Source organism: Paracoccus onubensis, from assembly GCF_003591515.1.
Classification (GTDB): Bacteria; Pseudomonadota; Alphaproteobacteria; order Rhodobacterales; family Rhodobacteraceae; genus Paracoccus; species Paracoccus onubensis.
In genome coordinates, this window is record NZ_QZCG01000005.1 from 11,265 (window position 1) to 29,096 (window position 17,832).

At 61.5% G+C, this 17,832-nt stretch carries 14 protein-coding genes; 7 read left to right on the plus strand and 7 right to left on the minus strand.

The window, feature by feature from the left end:
* Nucleotides 1-11: 11 nt before the first annotated feature.
* Genes D3P04_RS08090 through D3P04_RS08110 form a run of 5 tightly spaced genes read right to left on the minus strand, consistent with a single transcriptional unit; the run spans nucleotide 12 to nucleotide 5,605 of the window.
* Nucleotides 12-1,517 carry a malonate--CoA ligase gene (locus D3P04_RS08090; protein ID WP_119747707.1) on the minus strand — a complete coding sequence of 502 codons (1,506 nt, stop codon included), beginning with the start codon at nucleotides 1,515-1,517 and terminating at the stop codon, nucleotides 12-14.
* Nucleotides 1,514-2,806, minus strand: coding sequence for a malonyl-CoA decarboxylase (locus D3P04_RS08095; protein ID WP_119747709.1), 1,293 nt, complete (start codon nucleotides 2,804-2,806; stop codon nucleotides 1,514-1,516). The genes D3P04_RS08090 and D3P04_RS08095 overlap by 4 nt, the downstream gene beginning before the upstream one ends.
* Complete coding sequence (locus D3P04_RS08100; protein WP_119747711.1) at nucleotides 2,803-4,119, minus strand: TRAP transporter large permease; 1,317 nt, start codon at nucleotides 4,117-4,119, stop codon at nucleotides 2,803-2,805. The genes D3P04_RS08095 and D3P04_RS08100 overlap by 4 nt, the downstream gene beginning before the upstream one ends.
* A complete protein-coding gene (locus D3P04_RS08105) occupies nucleotides 4,119-4,625 on the minus strand; it encodes a TRAP transporter small permease subunit (RefSeq protein WP_119747713.1) in 507 nt (168 codons plus the stop codon). The genes D3P04_RS08100 and D3P04_RS08105 overlap by 1 nt, the downstream gene beginning before the upstream one ends.
* The gene (locus D3P04_RS08110) at nucleotides 4,622-5,605 is read right to left on the minus strand and encodes a TRAP transporter substrate-binding protein (RefSeq protein WP_119747715.1); all 984 of its coding nucleotides are present in this window, start codon (nucleotides 5,603-5,605) and stop codon (nucleotides 4,622-4,624) included. Before D3P04_RS08110 ends, D3P04_RS08105 begins: the two co-directional genes overlap by 4 nt.
* Before the next feature lie 115 nt (nucleotides 5,606-5,720).
* On the opposite strand from D3P04_RS08110, the gene D3P04_RS08115 reads away from it, so the two are divergent.
* From D3P04_RS08115 to D3P04_RS08130, 4 genes are all read left to right on the plus strand, one after another.
* Nucleotides 5,721-6,371 carry a GntR family transcriptional regulator gene (locus D3P04_RS08115; RefSeq protein ID WP_119747717.1) on the plus strand — a complete coding sequence of 217 codons (651 nt, stop codon included), beginning with the start codon at nucleotides 5,721-5,723 and terminating at the stop codon, nucleotides 6,369-6,371.
* 264 nt (nucleotides 6,372-6,635) lie between these two features.
* Nucleotides 6,636-7,067, plus strand: coding sequence for a c-type cytochrome (locus tag D3P04_RS08120; protein WP_119747719.1), 432 nt, complete (start codon nucleotides 6,636-6,638; stop codon nucleotides 7,065-7,067).
* 524 nt (nucleotides 7,068-7,591) lie between these two features.
* Nucleotides 7,592-9,268: a cytochrome c oxidase subunit I gene (locus D3P04_RS08125; protein WP_119747721.1), complete on the plus strand. Its 1,677-nt coding sequence runs from the start codon at nucleotides 7,592-7,594 to the stop codon at nucleotides 9,266-9,268.
* The gene (locus tag D3P04_RS08130; RefSeq protein ID WP_119747723.1) at nucleotides 9,268-9,762 is read left to right on the plus strand and encodes a DUF2244 domain-containing protein; all 495 of its coding nucleotides are present in this window, start codon (nucleotides 9,268-9,270) and stop codon (nucleotides 9,760-9,762) included. Before D3P04_RS08125 ends, D3P04_RS08130 begins: the two co-directional genes overlap by 1 nt.
* Nucleotides 9,763-9,907: 145 nt before the next feature.
* On the opposite strand, the gene D3P04_RS08135 is transcribed toward D3P04_RS08130, so the two are convergent.
* Nucleotides 9,908-10,372, minus strand: coding sequence for a GatB/YqeY domain-containing protein (locus D3P04_RS08135; protein ID WP_119747725.1), 465 nt, complete (start codon nucleotides 10,370-10,372; stop codon nucleotides 9,908-9,910).
* A gap of 178 nt (nucleotides 10,373-10,550) precedes the next feature.
* Between D3P04_RS08135 and carA the strand changes: the two genes are divergently transcribed.
* Nucleotides 10,551-11,699 (plus strand): glutamine-hydrolyzing carbamoyl-phosphate synthase small subunit, encoded by a 1,149-nt coding sequence (gene carA / locus D3P04_RS08140; RefSeq protein ID WP_119747727.1) that lies wholly within the window; start codon nucleotides 10,551-10,553, stop codon nucleotides 11,697-11,699.
* A 76-nt stretch (nucleotides 11,700-11,775) separates the two neighbouring features.
* Nucleotides 11,776-13,827 carry a glycosyltransferase gene (locus tag D3P04_RS08145; RefSeq protein WP_119747729.1) on the plus strand — a complete coding sequence of 684 codons (2,052 nt, stop codon included), beginning with the start codon at nucleotides 11,776-11,778 and terminating at the stop codon, nucleotides 13,825-13,827.
* Between the two features lie 25 nt (nucleotides 13,828-13,852).
* Here the strand turns inward: D3P04_RS08145 and D3P04_RS08150 are convergent, their stop codons facing one another.
* Nucleotides 13,853-16,654, minus strand: a complete 2,802-nt coding sequence (locus D3P04_RS08150) for a [protein-PII] uridylyltransferase family protein (protein ID WP_119747731.1) — start codon at nucleotides 16,652-16,654, stop codon at nucleotides 13,853-13,855.
* A 200-nt stretch (nucleotides 16,655-16,854) separates the two neighbouring features.
* On the opposite strand from D3P04_RS08150, the gene D3P04_RS08155 reads away from it, so the two are divergent.
* Nucleotides 16,855-17,694 (plus strand): arginyltransferase, encoded by an 840-nt coding sequence (locus D3P04_RS08155; protein WP_119747733.1) that lies wholly within the window; start codon nucleotides 16,855-16,857, stop codon nucleotides 17,692-17,694.
* Nucleotides 17,695-17,832 lie beyond the last annotated feature (138 nt).

The following is a 17,832-nucleotide window of genomic DNA, read 5'->3' on the forward strand; positions in this document are numbered from 1 at the left end:
CAGACGGATGATCAGCCCGCGAACAATCCCTCGTGCCGGGCCCGCAATTCGGCCTTCTGCACCTTGCCCATTGCATTGCGCGGCAATTCATCCACCACGATCACCTTCTTGGGCTGCTTGAACTTCGCCAGCCGGTCCGCCAGCCCGCCGATAATCGCCTGCGGATCGGGTTCCACGTCGCGGCCACGGGCGACCACGGCCACCACGCCCTCACCGAAATCCGGATGCGGCACGCCGATTACCGCGCTTTCCAGCACGCCCGGCATCTCGTCGATCAGCAATTCGACCTCTTTCGGATAGATATTGAACCCGCCGGAAATGATCAGATCCTTGCCCCGCCCGACGATGCTGACATATCCCTGCGCATCGATCAGCCCCAGATCGCCGGTCTTGAACCAGCCATCCGCACCCAGTTCCTCGGCGGTCTTTTCGGGCATCCGCCAATAGCCCTGAAAGACATTGCTGCCCCGCACCTCGATCATACCGATCTCGCCCTGCGGCAGTTCCGCGCCCTCCTCGCCCATGATCCGCAGCTCGACGCCGGGCAAGGGGAAGCCGACAGTGCCTGCCCGCCGCTCGCCCTCATAGGGATTCGAGGTATTCATGTTGGTTTCGGTCATGCCATAGCGCTCAAGGATACGATGACCCGTCCGCGCTTCGAATTCCCTATGCGTTTCGGCAAGAAGCGGCGCACTGCCCGAGGTGAACAACCGCATGCCAGAAACCAGATCGCGGGTGAAATCGTCACGGTCCAGCAATCTTGTGTAAAAGGTCGGCACACCCATCATGCTGCTGGCCTGCGGCAGCAATCCAATCACCTGCGCGGCATCGAATTTCGGCAGCCAGATCATCGCGCCGCCCGCAAGCATCAAAACATTCGAGGCCACGAAAAGCCCGTGCGTGTGAAAGATCGGCAAGGCATGCAGCAGCACATCATCCGCCGAGAAGCGCCAGGCATCGACCAATGTCCGGGCATTGGACAACAGATTGTCATGACTGAGCATCGCGCCCTTCGACCGGCCCGTGGTCCCCGATGTGTAAAGGATCGCCGCCAGATCGCTGCCGGAACGCGCCACCGGGGCATGATCGTCACGATACGCGGCGGCGGCATCCATCAGGCTACCATTGCCATCCGCACCAAGCGTCAGCAACTTGCCTTGCGGGCGGAACTCTGTCCGCCGCGCCTCGCGCGCGGGATCGCAGACGACCAGAGCAGGTTGGGCATCTTCAACGAAATACGCGATCTCGGCGGGGGTATAGGCGGTGTTCAGCGGCAGGAACACCGCGCCTGCCCGAATGGCGGCAAGATAAAGCGCAAGAGCCTGCGGAGATTTCTCGACCTGCACCGCCACCCGGTCGCCGGGGCTGACGCCCTCGGCCAGCAACAGATTCGCCAGACGCCCGGACAGCCGGTAAATCTCATCATAGCTGATCCGCGGGCCGTCCCCTGGGATCAGGCAATCCCGCACCGATCCGGCATGCTGATCCATCAAGGCGTCGAAAAGCATATTGCTCATGTTTCTTCATCCGTCTGTTTCGGCTCGGCCTTGCGGGCCATATCCTGCATTTTGCGCGGCGCGGCAATCACGCCGCGCTCGGTGAAACCGTCATGCCGGGCCTCGATCCGCTTCAGATCGTAGAGATAATTCACCATCATCCCCAAAGACTGCTTCCGCCCCCGTTCCGAGATATCCGCATCGGGGATCACGCGATGCGCCTCGGCGCCATTTCCCAGATGAAACCGCGCCACCGGATCGCGCGGACGGTCTTTTGCGTCCCTGGCCTTCAACAGATAGCGGGCAGTCTGCGCCGACAGGGCAACGGGATCGGGTTCTTTCAGCAGTTTCGCAATCGCGGGCTCGGCCCCGGCGCGCTCTTCCAGCCATTTGCGCAGGCCGGGAATCGGGGAAAGCGTGACGAAACCGGACAGGTTCGGCAATTCGCGCAGCAATTCGGCCACGACATTCTTGATCAGCAGATTGCCGAAACTGATCCCGGCCAGCCCGTTCTGGCAATTCGAGATCGAATAGAACACAGCGGTATCGGCCTGATCGGGCGGCAGCACCTCTCGCGCTTCGTCGATCAGCCCCTGCACCGAATCCGGCAGGCCGTTGATCAGGGCGATCTCGACGAAGATCAGTGGCTCATCCGGCATCGCCGGGTGCATATAGGCATAACAGCGCCGGTCGGCGGGCAGCACGCGGCGCTGCAAATCGCGGAAATCGCGGATTTCGTGGACCGCCTCGTATTTGATCAGCTTTTCCAGCAGCAACGCCGGGCTGCGCCAGTCGATCCTGACCAGTTGCAGGAAGCCGCGATTGAACCATGACCGAAGCAGATGCCGAAAATCCGCGTCCACACGCGCGAAGGCCGGGTCGCGCCCGGTCAGGCGCAGCAGATCGTCGCGCATCCCCACAAGCGCCGCCGTGCCGCCCGCCGCCGTGTTCAACCGCCGTAAAAGCTCCTGCCGCGGAGGTTCGGCAAGACGTGACAGCGCCTCCAGCCGCGCGGGATCGGCGCTTTCCAGATATTGCCGCGCCGCCTCTGCCAATGCATCGGGATCCGGGTCGAACCCGTCGCGCAGCGACTCGAAGAATGACAGCTTGCCGGCATCGTCCAATATCGCATAGCCCGCCAGCAGCTCTGCCGCCTGCGCCATGACCCGGGTTTCCGAGCGCAGGCCGGGCAGCTTGCGAGCCGCCTCGATCAGCGTTTCGGGTCTGGGCGGGGCCGCGTCCTTGCGGCCCCATCCGGTATTGACGACCAGATTGCTCAGCCGGTCGTATATCTGCGACGTCAGGTTCAAATCGCGGCCCCCATGATCAGATCGGGCAGAAACAGGGCAATCTGCGGGAATAGCGACAGCAACAGCATCCCCAGAATCATCATGCCCACGAACGGCAGCGATCCCATCAGGATGTCACGCAGACTGATCTGCGGCGCGATGCCGTTGATGACATAAAGATTTAGTCCGACCGGAGGCGTAATCAACCCGATCTCCATATTGATCGTCAGGATCACCGCGAACCAATAGGGATCGAACCCCGCCGAATCGAGGATCGGCATCAGGATCGGCGCAGTCATCAGGATGATCGCCACCGGCGGCAGAAAACAACCTGCGACCAGCAGGAAGAGATTGATGACGAGCAGCAGCACCCAGCGATTGACTTCGAGACCTGCGATCGCGTCAGCCACCGTCTGGGTGATGAACAGCGACGACAGCGCGAAGGCGAAAAGCTCTGCCGCACCAAGGATCAGCATGATCATCACCGCCTCGCGGATCGTATCGCGGAACACATTGACCATCGGACCGGCACGCCACATGCGATAGATCACCGCAACCAGCACAAGACAGATCAACGCCCCTGTTCCCGCCGCCTCGGAAGGCGTGGCGACACCGCCATACAGCACGAACAGGATCAATGCGACAATGATCAGGAAGGGCAAAACCTTCGGCAGTTTTTCCAGCCTTTCGGCAAGCGAAAAGTGACGGGTCACATTGCTAAGCCCGATCCCCCTGCGCCAGCAGTCGAACAGCGCCCATATCATGAATAATCCGGTCAGCATCAGCCCCGGAACCAGCCCGGCAAGGAACAGCCGGCCGATAGAGGTCTCGGTCGAGATCCCGTAAACGATCATCGTGACCGAGGGCGGGATCAGGATACCCAGCGTGCCCCCGGCAGCGATCGACCCGGCAGCCAGCGAGTCGGGATAGCCGCGCCGGGTCATCTCGGGGATGCCCATCTTGCCGATGGCGGCGCAGGTGGCGGGCGACGAGCCCGACAGCGCCGCGAACAGGGCGCAGGCGCCGATATTGGACATCACCATGCCGCCCGGCACCCGGTACAGCCAGCGGTCAAGCGCCTCGTACAGATCCTTGCCCGCCGGCGAAGACGCGACCGCCGCGCCCATCAGGATGAACATCGGCACCGAGACCATGCCGAAATTGGCGAGGCCCGCGAAAAATGTTTCCGACACCCCGTAGATGGCGAACCAGCCTTCGGACAGAATCAAAGCGCCGACGGCGACGAAACCCAGCGTGAAGGCGATTGGCGTGCCGACAGCCAGCAGCACCAGAATCGTGACAAGAACTGCCAGACCGGCCATTGACGGCGACATCACAATCCTCCTTCCTGCGCGGAACGGCCGGGGAAGATCGCCACGATCATCTGCGCGATCAACTGAAGGCTCATCAGGGCAAAGGCGAACGGTATGGGCCAGAACGGGATCCACAGCGGCAGGGCCCAGATCGTGTCCGTCGTCCAGCCCTTCATCGTCGCCTCGTACAGAAAACCGATCCCCGACCACGCCAGCGCGCCTACGAAGCCCAGCGAGGCAAGCCCCGAAATCAGGGCAAAGACCCGCTGCGTGCCGCCGCTCACGGCCTGAACCAGAATATCGACGCCGACATGACCCTTCAGCGCCAGCACATAGGGCGCGCCCAGCATCATCGCCGCCGTCGTCGAAAAGATGACATATTCGGTCTGCCAGACGGTGGAGGCGCCAAGAAAATAGCGCCAGATCACCATCTGAGTGACCACCACCGTGGCCGAGGCCAGCAGGATCATCGCAAGGATCCCGCTTAACCGCGCCAGTTCGTCAAGAATACGCTGAAATGCGGTCATTCGACTGCCATCGCCTTGTCGATCAGGTCCTGACCACCCTCGATCTCATCCGCGAAATTCTTGTAAGAGGTTTCCCGGGCGATGGTCAGCCAGGCGTCGAAATCATCCTGCGACATCTCGACCACCTCGACCCCGGCTTCGGTGAAGGTCTCGACCATCTTGCTGTCAAGACCCGCCGCCTGCTCGGCGAACCAGTCTTCCGCCCGCTTTCCGGCATCGATCAACGCCTTCTGCTGCGCCTCGTCCAGCCGCTCGAACTTCTTCTTCGAGATCAGTACCGGCTCATACATGAACCACAAGGCGTTATCGCCCGGCGCGGTCAGGCATTTTCCCTGTTCGAACAGCCGGTAGCTGACCATCGAACCCGAGGATGTGTTGGCCGCATCCAGAACCCCGGTCTGCATCCCCGTGTAAATCTCTGACGACGGCATCGAGGAAATCGACGCGCCCGCAGCAACCAGCATCTGCTCGAACGCAGGTCCGGCGGCGCGCGTCACCTGACCCGAGATCGTGTCGGGGCCGGTGATGCAGTTCTGTTTACTGACAAAGCCGCCGGACAACCATGCATCGGACAGGACGACAGCGCCGGCATCCTCGATCATCTTGTGCAGGTCTTCCATGAAGGGCGAATCATTCAGCCGCCGCGCCCGCTCGTGGTTGCGCACCAGCCCCGGCATCAGCGTCACGCTGAACTGGGGAACCCGGCCCGCCGCATAATCCAGCGGGAAGGACGTCATATCAAGCTGTCCGCTGGTGACCGCGCTCCATTGTTCCTTGGCCTTGTATAGCGATTCGCCCGGATAGACGCGGATTTCCAGATCGACATCCGCCTCTGCGACATCTCTGGCGATCATCTGCACCATCTCGTCGCGCGCATCGCCCTTGCCACCCGGAAACTGGTGGCTGGCCTTCAAAACCTCGGCCCCGGCGGCCAAAGGCATGGCTGCCGCGATGATCGCGGCGGGTATGATTCTCTTCATGGATTTTCCTCCCTTGCGATGTCGTGCATCGAATTTCATACTCCCGTTAAGCATACTGCACTTGCCTTTGTGTATACACAACAGAAAATAGTGCATGCGAATAAGGATGTTGTGCATGACCGGTGCCGTAGATGAGATCAGCGAAACGCTGGAAACAGAAATCGTCGAGGGGATTCTTCCCCCCGGCACGCGGCTTGAGGAGCCCGCCCTTGCCGAACGTTTCGGAGTCTCGCGCACCCCCGTGCGCGAGGCTTTGCAGCGCCTGTCCGCATCCGGTCTGGTCGAGTTGAAGCGGCGGCGCGGGACACAGGTCCTGAACCCGTCCATCGGCCGTATCGTCGAGATGTTCGAAGTCATGGCCGAACTCGAGGCCGTCTGCGCCAGATTATGCGCCCGCCGCGCCAGCCCGGAACTGCTTGCCACGCTGCATGACTGGCTGGAACGCTGCGAACAGGCGGCGGAATCAGGGGATCCGTCAGCCTATTACGACGCCAATCGCAGCTTTCATCTTGCCATTTACAAGGGCTCGGGGAACAGTTTCCTTGCCGAGCAGGCGGAACTTTTGCATCTGCGCCTGACACCGTTCCGGCGGCAGCAATTGCGCCTGCCCCGCCGGATGCGGCAATCACTGACCGAACATTCCGCAGTCGTCGCCGCAATCGAAGCCGGAGACGGACAGGCCGCCGAGACCGCGCAGCGCGACCATATCCTGATCCAGGGTGAACGTTTCGGCGATTTCCTGGCGCAATTCGGCGCAAGAAGCTGAACGGCCGGATATGCCGGCCCCGGTTTCATGTATGCGCGGTTTCATGCAAGAATATCACAGCCGTTTTCCCTGCAAATGCGGGCCGATCCCTGTATCCCCTTGAAATCCGCTAATTTCGCGATGCAAGGCCGTGGCACACATGCATCAGGCCATGTGCCTTCCATCATATTTTCCGCCTGCGACCTTATGCTAGGTGGAATCAGCCGGTCGGCCCCCTTATGATCCGCACCGGGACACCCAGCTAGTACGAGTGAGGAGAGCCATATGAAACTTGCAATCATCAGCGGAGTACTTGCCGTTGCCTTTGCCATCCCTGCTTTTGCGCAGGAAGGCGATGCTGCCGCGGGCGAGAAGGAATTCCGCAAATGCAAGGCCTGCCATATGATCCAGAGCGCCGATGGCGAAGACATTGTCAAAGGCGGCAAGACCGGTCCGAATCTGTGGAATGTCGTCGGTCGTCCCGCTGGCAGCCAGGAAGATTTCAAATATTCCGACGCGCTGATTGCGCTCAAGGATGCCGGCGAAGTCTGGACGGCGGAAGATCTGGCCGCCTATATCACCGATCCGAACGCCTTCGTTCAGGAAAAGACCGGCGATGACAGCGCCAAGACCAAGATGACCTTCAAGATGAAGAAGGGACAAGAGGATATCGCTGCATTCCTTGTCAGTGTATCGCCCGACGCCCCGGCAGAATAAGCCGGCCAACCCCACAAACTGTCCGACAGGCCGCCCCTTCTGCTTTGGCGGCCTGTCTTTTTCGTCCTTGCACGCACATGCGCAAGCCAGTTTTGGCAGCGCTTCGGGAAGCACCACTCCCGACAGCGATATTTGCCCGGGCCGCCTGAATATCGCCGCGGCGATATCGTCCGGCCGGTCGAAAACAGGTTGGTGCTGTCATATGGCCATTCCCCCAGAACACCGGATCCGGCTTCGCAGGCCGGCAAACCAAGGTGACCTGCCGGAACCGGACGGGCATGGCTTCACCATCGCACGCGCAGGTTGCGGGATTCTCGCGGCGGGAAGCCGGGACTAAGACAAGGGGTTGATACAATTTGTCGCAGTTTTACCGCCCAGCAGGCGGGATGACTGTGATATCATAGCGCAATTGCGTGTTTTTTGGCGCTTCTTACGCATTGCCCGCGCCGGAAGGCTGGTCTAGAAACACGGGGAATACCGCCGGTCCGCCTGACCGGCTCGACGATATCTGAGGGAGTTCGGGTATGGCAGACGCAGCCGCTCACGGCCACGAAGACCATCACGACCAACGCGGGTTCTTCACCCGCTGGTTCATGTCCACCAATCACAAGGACATTGGTATCCTTTATCTGCTGACGGCCGCTGTGGTCGGGCTGATTTCGGTTAGTTTCACCGTTTACATGCGGATGGAACTTCAGCACCCCGGGGTGCAATATATGTGCATGGAGGGTGCGCGCTTCATCGCCGATTCGTCGGCTGAATGTACGCCCAACGGCCATCTGTGGAACGTCATGATCACCTATCACGGGGTGCTGATGATGTTCTTCGTGGTGATTCCGGCGCTGTTCGGCGGTTTCGGCAACTATTTCATGCCGCTGCATATCGGCGCCCCGGACATGAGCTTTCCGCGCCTGAACAACCTGTCCTACTGGATGTATGTCGCCGGCGTCTGCCTTGGCATCGCCTCGCTGCTGGCTCCCGGCGGCAATAGCGAGATGGGATCGGGCGTCGGCTGGGTCCTGTATCCGCCGCTATCCACGACCGAGGGCGGCTATTCCATGGATCTGGCGATCTTCGCCGTCCACGTCTCGGGCGCCTCGTCGATCCTTGGCGCGATCAACATCATCACCACCTTCCTGAACATGCGCGCCCCCGGCATGACGCTGTTCAAGGTGCCGCTGTTCGCATGGTCGGTCTTCATCACCGCATGGCTGATCCTGCTGGCGCTGCCGGTTCTGGCCGGTGCCATCACCATGCTGCTGATGGATCGCAATTTCGGCACCAATTTCTTCAACCCGGCAGGCGGCGGCGACCCGATCCTGTATCAGCACATCCTGTGGTTCTTCGGCCACCCGGAAGTGTATATCATCGTCGTGCCCGGCTTCGGCATCATCAGCCATGTCATCAGCACCTTCTCGAAAAAGCCGATCTTCGGTTATCTGCCGATGGTTCTGGCCATGGCTGCCATCGGGGTGCTGGGCTTCGTCGTCTGGGCGCACCATATGTACACCGTCGGCATGTCGCTGACCCAGCAAAGCTACTTCATGCTGGCAACCATGACCATCGCGGTGCCAACCGGCATCAAGGTCTTCTCGTGGATCGCGACGATGTGGGGCGGCTCGGTCGAGTTCAAGACGCCGATGCTCTGGGCCTTCGGCTTCCTGTTCCTGTTCACCGTGGGTGGCGTGACCGGCGTGGTGCTGTCGCAGGCGCCGCTGGACCGGGTTTACCATGACACCTATTATGTCGTGGCGCATTTCCACTATGTGATGTCGCTTGGCGCGGTCTTCGCGATCTTTGCGGGCATCTATTACTGGATCGGCAAGATGTCGGGCCGTCAATATCCGGAATGGGCAGGCAAGCTGCATTTCTGGATGATGTTCATCGGCGCGAACCTGACCTTCTTCCCGCAGCACTTCCTGGGCCGTCAGGGCATGCCCCGCCGTTATATCGATTACCCGGTCGAATTCGCATATTGGAACAATATCAGTTCGCTGGGCGCCTATCTGTCCTTCGCCTCGTTCCTGTTCTTCATCGGGATCATGTTCTACACGCTGTTCTACGGAAAGCGCGTGACCGAGAATAATTACTGGAACGAATATGCGGATACGCTGGAATGGACACTTCCATCCCCGCCGCCCGAACACACGTTCGAGCAGTTGCCCAAACGCTCGGATTGGGATCATGGCCACTCGCACTGATGCCCTATGAATGGAAAAACGCGGCCCCGGATGATTCCGGGGCCGTTTCATTTCGGTTGCTCCTCTGGCCCTACCGATCACTCCCGCTGCGCGGCTTCGTCTGGTTCATCGGCGTGACTGCCGTGCTCATGGCCCTGCCACTGACCGCCGTTCTCGGAACAGTGGTCTGGTGGGGATTACTGCCCTTCATCGCCGTAGTCATGCTGGGCCTGTGGATCGCCTTGCAGCGCAGCTATCGCAGCGGCGAAACCCGCGAGGAAGTGCTATTGGACCGGAACAGGCTTGAAGTGAGGCGACAGGATCCGGGAAAGCCCGACCGGATCTGGCGGACCAATCCCTATTGGGTGCGCGTTACATTGCGGAAAGGCCCGGTCGAGAAATACCTGACCCTGACCGACGGCCAGCGAGAGATAGAGCTTGGCGCCTTTCTGACGCCGGAAGAACGCCAGTCGCTTAGCGACGAATTGAGCCGCCGGTTAAGCGAAATCCGCTAGCGCCAGTTCACCCCCCGACAGAAACACTCCTTCCGCAATCAATTCCCCTTCTTCTCTCAAATATCCTTTGGGGAGTCCGGGGGCAGACAGCCCCGGCCGTCGCAGAACGCATATCAATCGCGCTTCCGGCCAAACGAAACGCGCCCTAATGCAGAAGCCGCGCCTTCACCATCGCGCCAACCGCGCCGAAATCCATCTGCCCGGCATGACGGGTGCGAAGCTCGGCCATGACGCGGCCCATATCGCGGATACTGGATGCCCCCAGATCCGATACGATCCTGTCGACCGCATCGGCGATCTCTGCATCGTTCATCTGCCGGGGCAGAAATTCCCTGACCACGGCAATCTCGTCCTCTTCCTTCTGGGCAAGCTCCAGACGGCCGCCCTCTTCATAGGCCTTGGCCGATTCCTGGCTTTGCTTGACCATCCGGGACAGGATCGCGATCAGATCGGCATCACCCAGGGACGCTTCATCGCCGCGTTCTCCGCGCGCCGCGATCTCGCGATCCTTGATGGCGGCAGAGATCAGGCGCAGCGTGGACAGCCGCGCATTGTCTTTCGCCTTCATCGCTTCCTTGGTTGCAGCTTGCAATTTTGCTCGCAGATCCATGACATACTCCCGGGATGAGACCCAAATCGCCACCCGATGACCGGGCCGGCGCGAAGCCCGCCATGTAGACATCGCCTCCCTGAAAATCAAGCTTCGCGGCTTTCCCTTCCCGCTCGCGACTTGACCTTGGCCGCCCACGGTCCTATTGACCTGCTGATTTCAGGACAGAGGTGCCGAGATGGCCAGACAACCGACCGCCTGCCTAGTGCTAGCCGACGGGACCGTATTCTACGGCCAGGGATTCGGCGCAACCGGAGAGGTCGTGGCCGAACTGGTCTTCAACACCGCGATGACCGGTTATCAGGAGATCATGACCGATCCCTCCTATGCCAGCCAGATCGTCACCTTCACCTTTCCCCATATCGGCAATACCGGCATCACCCCCGAGGATGACGAGGCCCCCGATCCTGTCGCCAGCGGCATTGTCATCCGCTGGGATCCGACCGAACCGTCGAACTGGCGCGCCTCGGGGCCTTTGCAGGACTGGATGCAGCGCCGCGGCAGGGTCGGTATCGGCGGTGTGGATACCAGGCGGCTGACCCGGGCGATCCGGCAGCAGGGCGCGCCTCATGTCGTGCTGGCCCATGATCCCGACGGCAAATTCGATCTGGAGGCGATGATTGCGCGGGCTCGCGGCTGGAAAGGGCTGGTCGGGCTTGATCTGGCGCGGGATGTCAGCTGCCGGCAAAGCTATCGCTGGGAAGAGGGCCGCTGGGAATGGAATGCGGGTTTCGGCGCGAAGCCCGAGGGCAAACCGTTCAAGGTCGTCGCACTGGATTACGGCGCCAAGCGCAATATCCTGCGTTCGCTGGTGTCGCATGGCGCGGATGTGACGGTCATGCCGGCAACCGCCACCGCCGAAGAGGTGCTTGCCCATGAGCCCGAAGGGGTGTTCCTGTCCAACGGACCGGGCGATCCGGCTGCGACCGGCGAATATGCCGTTCCGATGATCCAGGAGCTGCTGAACCGCGATCTGCCGATTTTCGGTATCTGTCTGGGCCACCAGATGCTGGCGCTTGCCCTTGGCGCAAAGACCGTCAAGATGAGCCACGGCCATCACGGCGCCAACCATCCCGTGCGGGATGTCGAGACCGGCAAGGTCGAGATCACCTCCATGAATCACGGTTTCGCCGTCGATTCGCAGACCCTGCCGCAAGGCGTGATCGAAACCCATGTCAGCCTTTTCGACGGCAGCAATTGCGGCATCCGCGTGGACGGCAAGCCGGTCTTTTCTGTGCAACACCATCCCGAAGCCTCGCCGGGACCGCAGGACAGCACATATCTGTTCCGCCGCTTCGTCGATTCGATGGGCCGTCAGCGGTCATGATCGCGCCTGTCGAGGCGGGTTAACCTGATCTTATCGTTCCTCGTGCTAGCGAAGGTGTTCCAGCAGGGAGACCTTCATGATCAGGCGCTTGGAACCGGTTCCAATTGATGCAGGGCAGGAAAACCACCCACCGGAAACGGCAAGGGCGAAGCCACCGGCGAAATCCATAGCGCAGATCCTTCTTGACGAAGGTGACATCGAGCCGGTTCACCTGATCAAATCCCTTGCAAGGCAGCGCAAACAGGATACGCCTGTCGAACGTATCCTTCTGGCGCATGGATGGGTGACGCCGCAGGCGCTTGTCCGCGCACAAAGCATCTTCTGGCAAAGCGAGCTGGCGGATCCCGCCCAGACGCCCCCGGATCCCGAACTGGTTAAGGCAATCGGGATCGATTATTGCCTTTCCCGCGATATTCTTCCCCTGAGCAGGACAGATGACGGCACCCTGATCGCGACCTGCCGGCCCGGGGAATTCGCCGAGGTGGCACGGGATCTTGCCTCGGATCACGGCCAGATCCGCATGGTTCTGTGTACCGAGGCGCAGATCCAGGACGCGCTTCTGTCCATCGGCTCTGCCGAACTGATCCGGGCCGCGGAATATCGCGTGCCAAAGCGCGAAAGCTGCCGGTCACGCCCACATAAGCTGCTGAATTGCCTGTATGTAACGGCAATCGCCGCACTGGCCTATGGCTTCTGGGCGGCGCCATCCGCGATGCAGATTGCCCTGATATCGGCAATCTTCGCCGGGCTGGTTCTGCAATCGGGACTGAAACTTGCCTGTCTGCTGACCGCGCTTGCCACGCCTCGCCCCCGCCATGCGCAGCAGGAAGATGACAGCGAAGATATCCTGCCCCTGCCCGACATGTCCGTGATCGTTCCGCTGTACAAGGAAGCCGGCATCGCCCGCGATCTCGTTTCGCGGCTGTTGCGGCTGCGATATCCGCGCGAACTTACCGATATCGTTCTTGCGGTCGAGACGGGCGACCGGCTGACGAAATCCGCGCTTGCCGGAGTGACCTTGCCGCCATGGATTCGCGTGATCGAATTGCCTGAAGGATCGGTCAGAACCAAGCCGCGCGCCCTGAATTACGCCCTGAAATTCTGCAAGGGGGCAATCATCGGTGTCTGGGACGCCGAGGATCAGCCCGCACCCGACCAGTTGCACCGCATCGCAAGGCATTTCCATCACGCGCGCCCCGATCTTGGCTGCGTGCAGGGTATTCTGGACTACTACAATCCGCGAACCAACCATCTGGCCCGGTTCTTCACCATCGAATATGCGGCATGGTTCCGCGTCATGCTGCCCGCGATGGCCAGAATGGGACTGGTGATCCCCTTGGGCGGCACGACCTGCTTTTTCCGCCGCGAAGCGCTGGAGCAATCGGACGCATGGGACGCCTGGAACGTCACCGAGGACGCGGATCTGGGTGTGCGTCTGGCGCGGCGCGGATGGCGGACGGAAATTACCCGGACGGTCACGAATGAAGAGGCGAATTGCCGCATGATACCCTGGGTCAAGCAGCGCTCGCGCTGGTTCAAGGGCTATGCGATGACCTGGGGTGTCCATATGCGCAATCCGTGGCGCCTGTGGCGCGATCTGGGCACGCGGCGCTTTATCGGCTTTCAGGTGCAGTTCTTCTTCATGCTGTCGCAACATCTGCTTGTGCCTGCGATATGGGGCTTCTGGCTCGTCAGTTTCGGCCTGTCCTTTCCGCTGCATGATGCCCTGCCGGTTGCTTTCGGACCCGCCGCACCCGCATTGTTCCTTGGATTACTGTTATGCGCCGAGGCACTGGGCATCTTGCTGAACACATATGCCACCCGTGCGCCGAAGCATCGCCATCTTCGCCCGTGGGTGCCGTTCATGATCGCCTATTTTCCGCTGGCTGGTCTTGCCGCGTGGAAATCGGCCATGGAGCTTCTGGGGCAGCCCTATTACTGGGACAAGACCGCGCATGGCATCTTCGCCTCGACGCTTCCGCCATCCGGTGGTGTCGAAACCATTCCCGATACGGTATCGGTGCCGGTCATGGGTCAGATCGGCGATGAAAAGCCCGCCCCGCCGCTCATGGATGCCGGCGATATGTGGCAGGACGAGGACGGAACCCGGGATCGCAAGATCGCATAGGCGCACCGCGTCAGGGGCATGCCGGTCACTTGGCGGACGCGGATTCTGCCGGAAGTTCGGCACCGATCAACGCGGCGGCCCGGGATGTGGCGGAGCCCAGTCGCTCACGCAGTTCCTGCGCATCCGCGCAACCGCATTCACGCAGCAGGAATTCCTGCCCGCCCGACCCGATTGCATCGAAATCCACCGGCTTTTCCGTCAGCAGCCTTGCGGAAGCATGCAGCCGCCACAGAAACCGATATGCGGATGACAGCTCATCAGCCGCATCCTCCGCGAATATGCCCGCTCGCCGCCCCGCCCGAAGCTGCGCGATCGTGCCTCTGGCCGCGTCACCTGCACGCAGGGCGCAGGATTGCGCGATCAGGTCGATATCCTGTAATCGCCCCGGCCCGATCTTGGCCTCCCATTCTCCGCCCGGCGCTTTGGCGGCAAATATCCGGTGTCGCATCACCGCAAGATCCGGCATGACCCGCGTATCCCCGCCACGCTCCGTCAGGACCTGCAGCCGCAGCGCCTCGACCCGTTCGGCAAGGCCCGATGCCGTTTCACCGGTCGTCGCCACCACGCGGGCGCGGGTCAGGGCGAGATGCTCCCATGTCCATGCCTCGGTCATCTGATAATTCTCGAAACTCTGGACCGATGTCGCCACCGGCCCCTGCCGCCCCGAGGGGCGCAGGCGCATATCGACCTCGTATAGACGGCCCTCGGCGGTCGGCGCGGAAATGGCAGTGATCATTGCCTGCGTCAGTCGCGCATAATATGGCCGGGGCGCAAGCGGCTTCGCTCCGTCGGACCCCTCGGCGCCATCGGCATCGTAGATCACGATCAGATCGAGATCCGAATCGGCATTAAGCTGCCGCGCCCCAAGCGACCCCATGCCCAGCACCACCGCCCCCTGTCCCGGCGGCGGGCCGTGACGTCGCGAGAATTCGGCCGCCGTCATCGGCATCATGGCCGCCAGACAGGCATGGGCCAGATCGGCATATTCCAATCCGGCCTCATCCGCGTCGATCAGCCCGCGCAGGTGATGCACGCCGATCCGGAAATGCCATTCATGCGCCCATCGGCGCGCGGCATCCAACGCCCGCTCATAGCCGCCATCCACCGCGGTCAGCGCCGATTGCATGGCCTGTTCCAGTTCCTCGCGCAGCGCCTGCATTCCGGGCCATGGCGCAAAGAAACTGCCGGCCAGAACCGCGTCCAGAACCGCAGGATAGCGGGACAGATGATTGGCCAGTCCGGGCGCGGTGCCGCAGATATCGACGATCAGCTCGATCAATTGCGGATTGGCGTCGAACAGCGAGAAAAGCTGCACCCCGGCGGGCAGCCCGGCCAGAAAATTGTCGAAATGCGCCAGTGCCTCGTCCATATGCCCAAGGCGCGCCATGCGGGACAGCAATTCAGGCTCGACCCTTTGGAAGATCTCGCGGGCGCGATTCGAGCGCATTGCAGGATAGCTTTGCCAGCGCGCGATGATTCCCTGCGCCTCATCGGACAATTCCGGGCGCTCGCGGCGTTCACCGGGGGCAAAGAAGGACTCGGTCAGTTCATGCACCCGTTCGAGCCGCGTTTTCAGATGGTTGGCCCAGGCACCGGCATCGCTTTCGCCCATCATTGCCGCGATGACCGAAAGGCCCTCGGGATCCTTGGGCAGATTATGGGCCTGGGCATCGTTCACCATCTGGATGCGGTGCTCGATCTCGCGATGTTCCCGGTAATGCGCGGTCAGTTCCTGCGCGACCTCTTCCGGGATCCAGCCCTTCGAGGCCAGCGCCGCAAGCCCTCCGACAGTATCGCGCTGCCGCAGATCGGGATCGCGCCCGCCCGCGATCAATTGCCGGGTCTGGGTGAAGAATTCGATCTCGCGGATGCCGCCCTGTCCCAGTTTCATGTTATGGCCGGGAACCTCCAGCCTGCCGCGCAGCCCCTTGTGGTCGCGGATCCGCAGGCGCATGTCATGGGCATCCTGAATGGCCGCGAAATCCAGATGTTTGCGCCAGACGAAAGGCCGCAATTCATGCAGGAACCGCTGGCCCGCGGCGATATCGCCCGCCGCCGCACGGGCCTTGATGAAGGCAGCCCGCTCCCATGTGCGGCCCTCGGCTTCGTAATAGCCAAGCGCGGCGGATGCCGAGATGCAGACAGGCGTCACCGAGGCATCGGGGCGCAGACGCAGATCGGTGCGGAAGACATAGCCATGCTCGGTCACATCCGACAGGGTCGCGGCCATTTTTCGGGTGGCGCGGATCAGGGCGGCGCGTGCCTCGTGCTGAACTTCGGCATCATAGGCCGAATCGTCATACAGCACGATCAGATCGATGTCCGAGCTGTAATTCAGCTCTCTTGCTCCGCCCTTGCCCATCGCAAGCGCGAATATCCCGCCCGCATCTGCGCCGCTCTCCGGCAGCTTGCCGCGGCGGAGTTCATGGGCGACATGCACCCGCAATGCCAGATCGACCGCCCGATCGGCCAGATCCGACAGGGCACCGGTCACCTGCTCAAGCGTCCAGACACCGCCCAGATCCGCGAGCGCCGTGAACAGCGCGACGCGCCGCTTCGCACGGCGCAGTGCGGGGGCCAGATCGGTGGCGCCCAATTCCTCGAAACCCGCGGTTTCCCGCATCACGACATCGTCCTGCTGCAAGGCCCCGGGCAGCCATTCGGCCTCGCGTTCCAGCAATCCCGCCAGATACGGGCTGGTTCCCGCCACGCCCGCGATCAGCTTTTGCACCGGCGCCGGCAGCGCCGAAAACAGCCCGGAAACCGAATCGGCACGGGTTTGATCCATGGGCAGGGGATAACGGGTGATACGGGTTGCAAAATCCATGGCGTCAGACTATCCGAAGCCCGGCCCCGGTCAACGCGCAAAGATTGCGCCTTGTCATACTTTCGGTGCTTGGCGAGCCTCGCATTCGTTGCTAGGCTTTCCGGACAACCAGTACCGACAGATTCACGTCATCGACAGATTCCGGCCCGAACGCGCATGAAACCTACGAAAACACAAATATTGCAGAAGGGGTCGAGCTGATGCGCCATACTCTGCCTCATGCGCCTCAGTTCTATGTCACGGCGCCCCAGCCCTGCCCCTATCTTCACGGCAGGGCAGAGCGCAAGCTTTTCACGGCCCTGCAGGGCGAGAATGCGCCGGAGCTGAACAACACCCTGTCGCGGCAGGGCTTCCGTCGTTCGCAGAATGTGCTTTACCGGCCCAGTTGCGAAAGCTGTGTGGCCTGCATGTCCGCCCGGATCCGGGTGGCGGATTTCACGCCTTCCCGCACCCAAAGGCGGCTTATGCGGCGTGATGGCGGCCTGAGCCGCGTCAACATGACGCCCTGGGCCACCGAAGAACAATACGAACTTTTCCGCAGCTATCTTGACTGTCGTCACGCCGATGGCGGCATGGCCGATATGGATGTGTTCGAATTCGCCGCAATGATCGAGGAAACGCCGGTTCAGACCCGCATCATCGAGTATCGCTGCGACGGGGCGGATCCGGAAAAGCTGGCGAAAGGCGATGACCATCTGGCGGCGGTCTGCCTGACCGATGTGCTGGATGACGGGTTGAGCCTTGTCTACAGCTTCTACGACCCGGCGCTTCAGGCGGCCAGCCTTGGCACCTATATGATCCTTGACCATATCGAGATCGCGCGCAGCGCGCGCCTGCCTTATGTCTATCTGGGCTATTGGGTGCCGGGCAGCCGCAAGATGGATTACAAGGCCCGTTTCTCGGCGCTTGAGATTTACAAGGGCGGGGTCTGGCAAACACTCGGCAAGCCGGAAGATCATTCGAACGAAACCCATCCTCTTTCGGTCGATCCCATCGTCGAACAGGTCGCGCGAATCTCCCTGCCCCAGTTCGGGCGGTGATCGCAAAGCCACTTCGCGAAAGAAAATTTCAATTTTGGCGCCACTGGCGTCATTTTATCCGCCATACCCCATTGACCCTTCCGTGACCTCCCCATAGTTTGCGCCGACACGGCGACGGGCAGAACCGGCGCTGCAAGT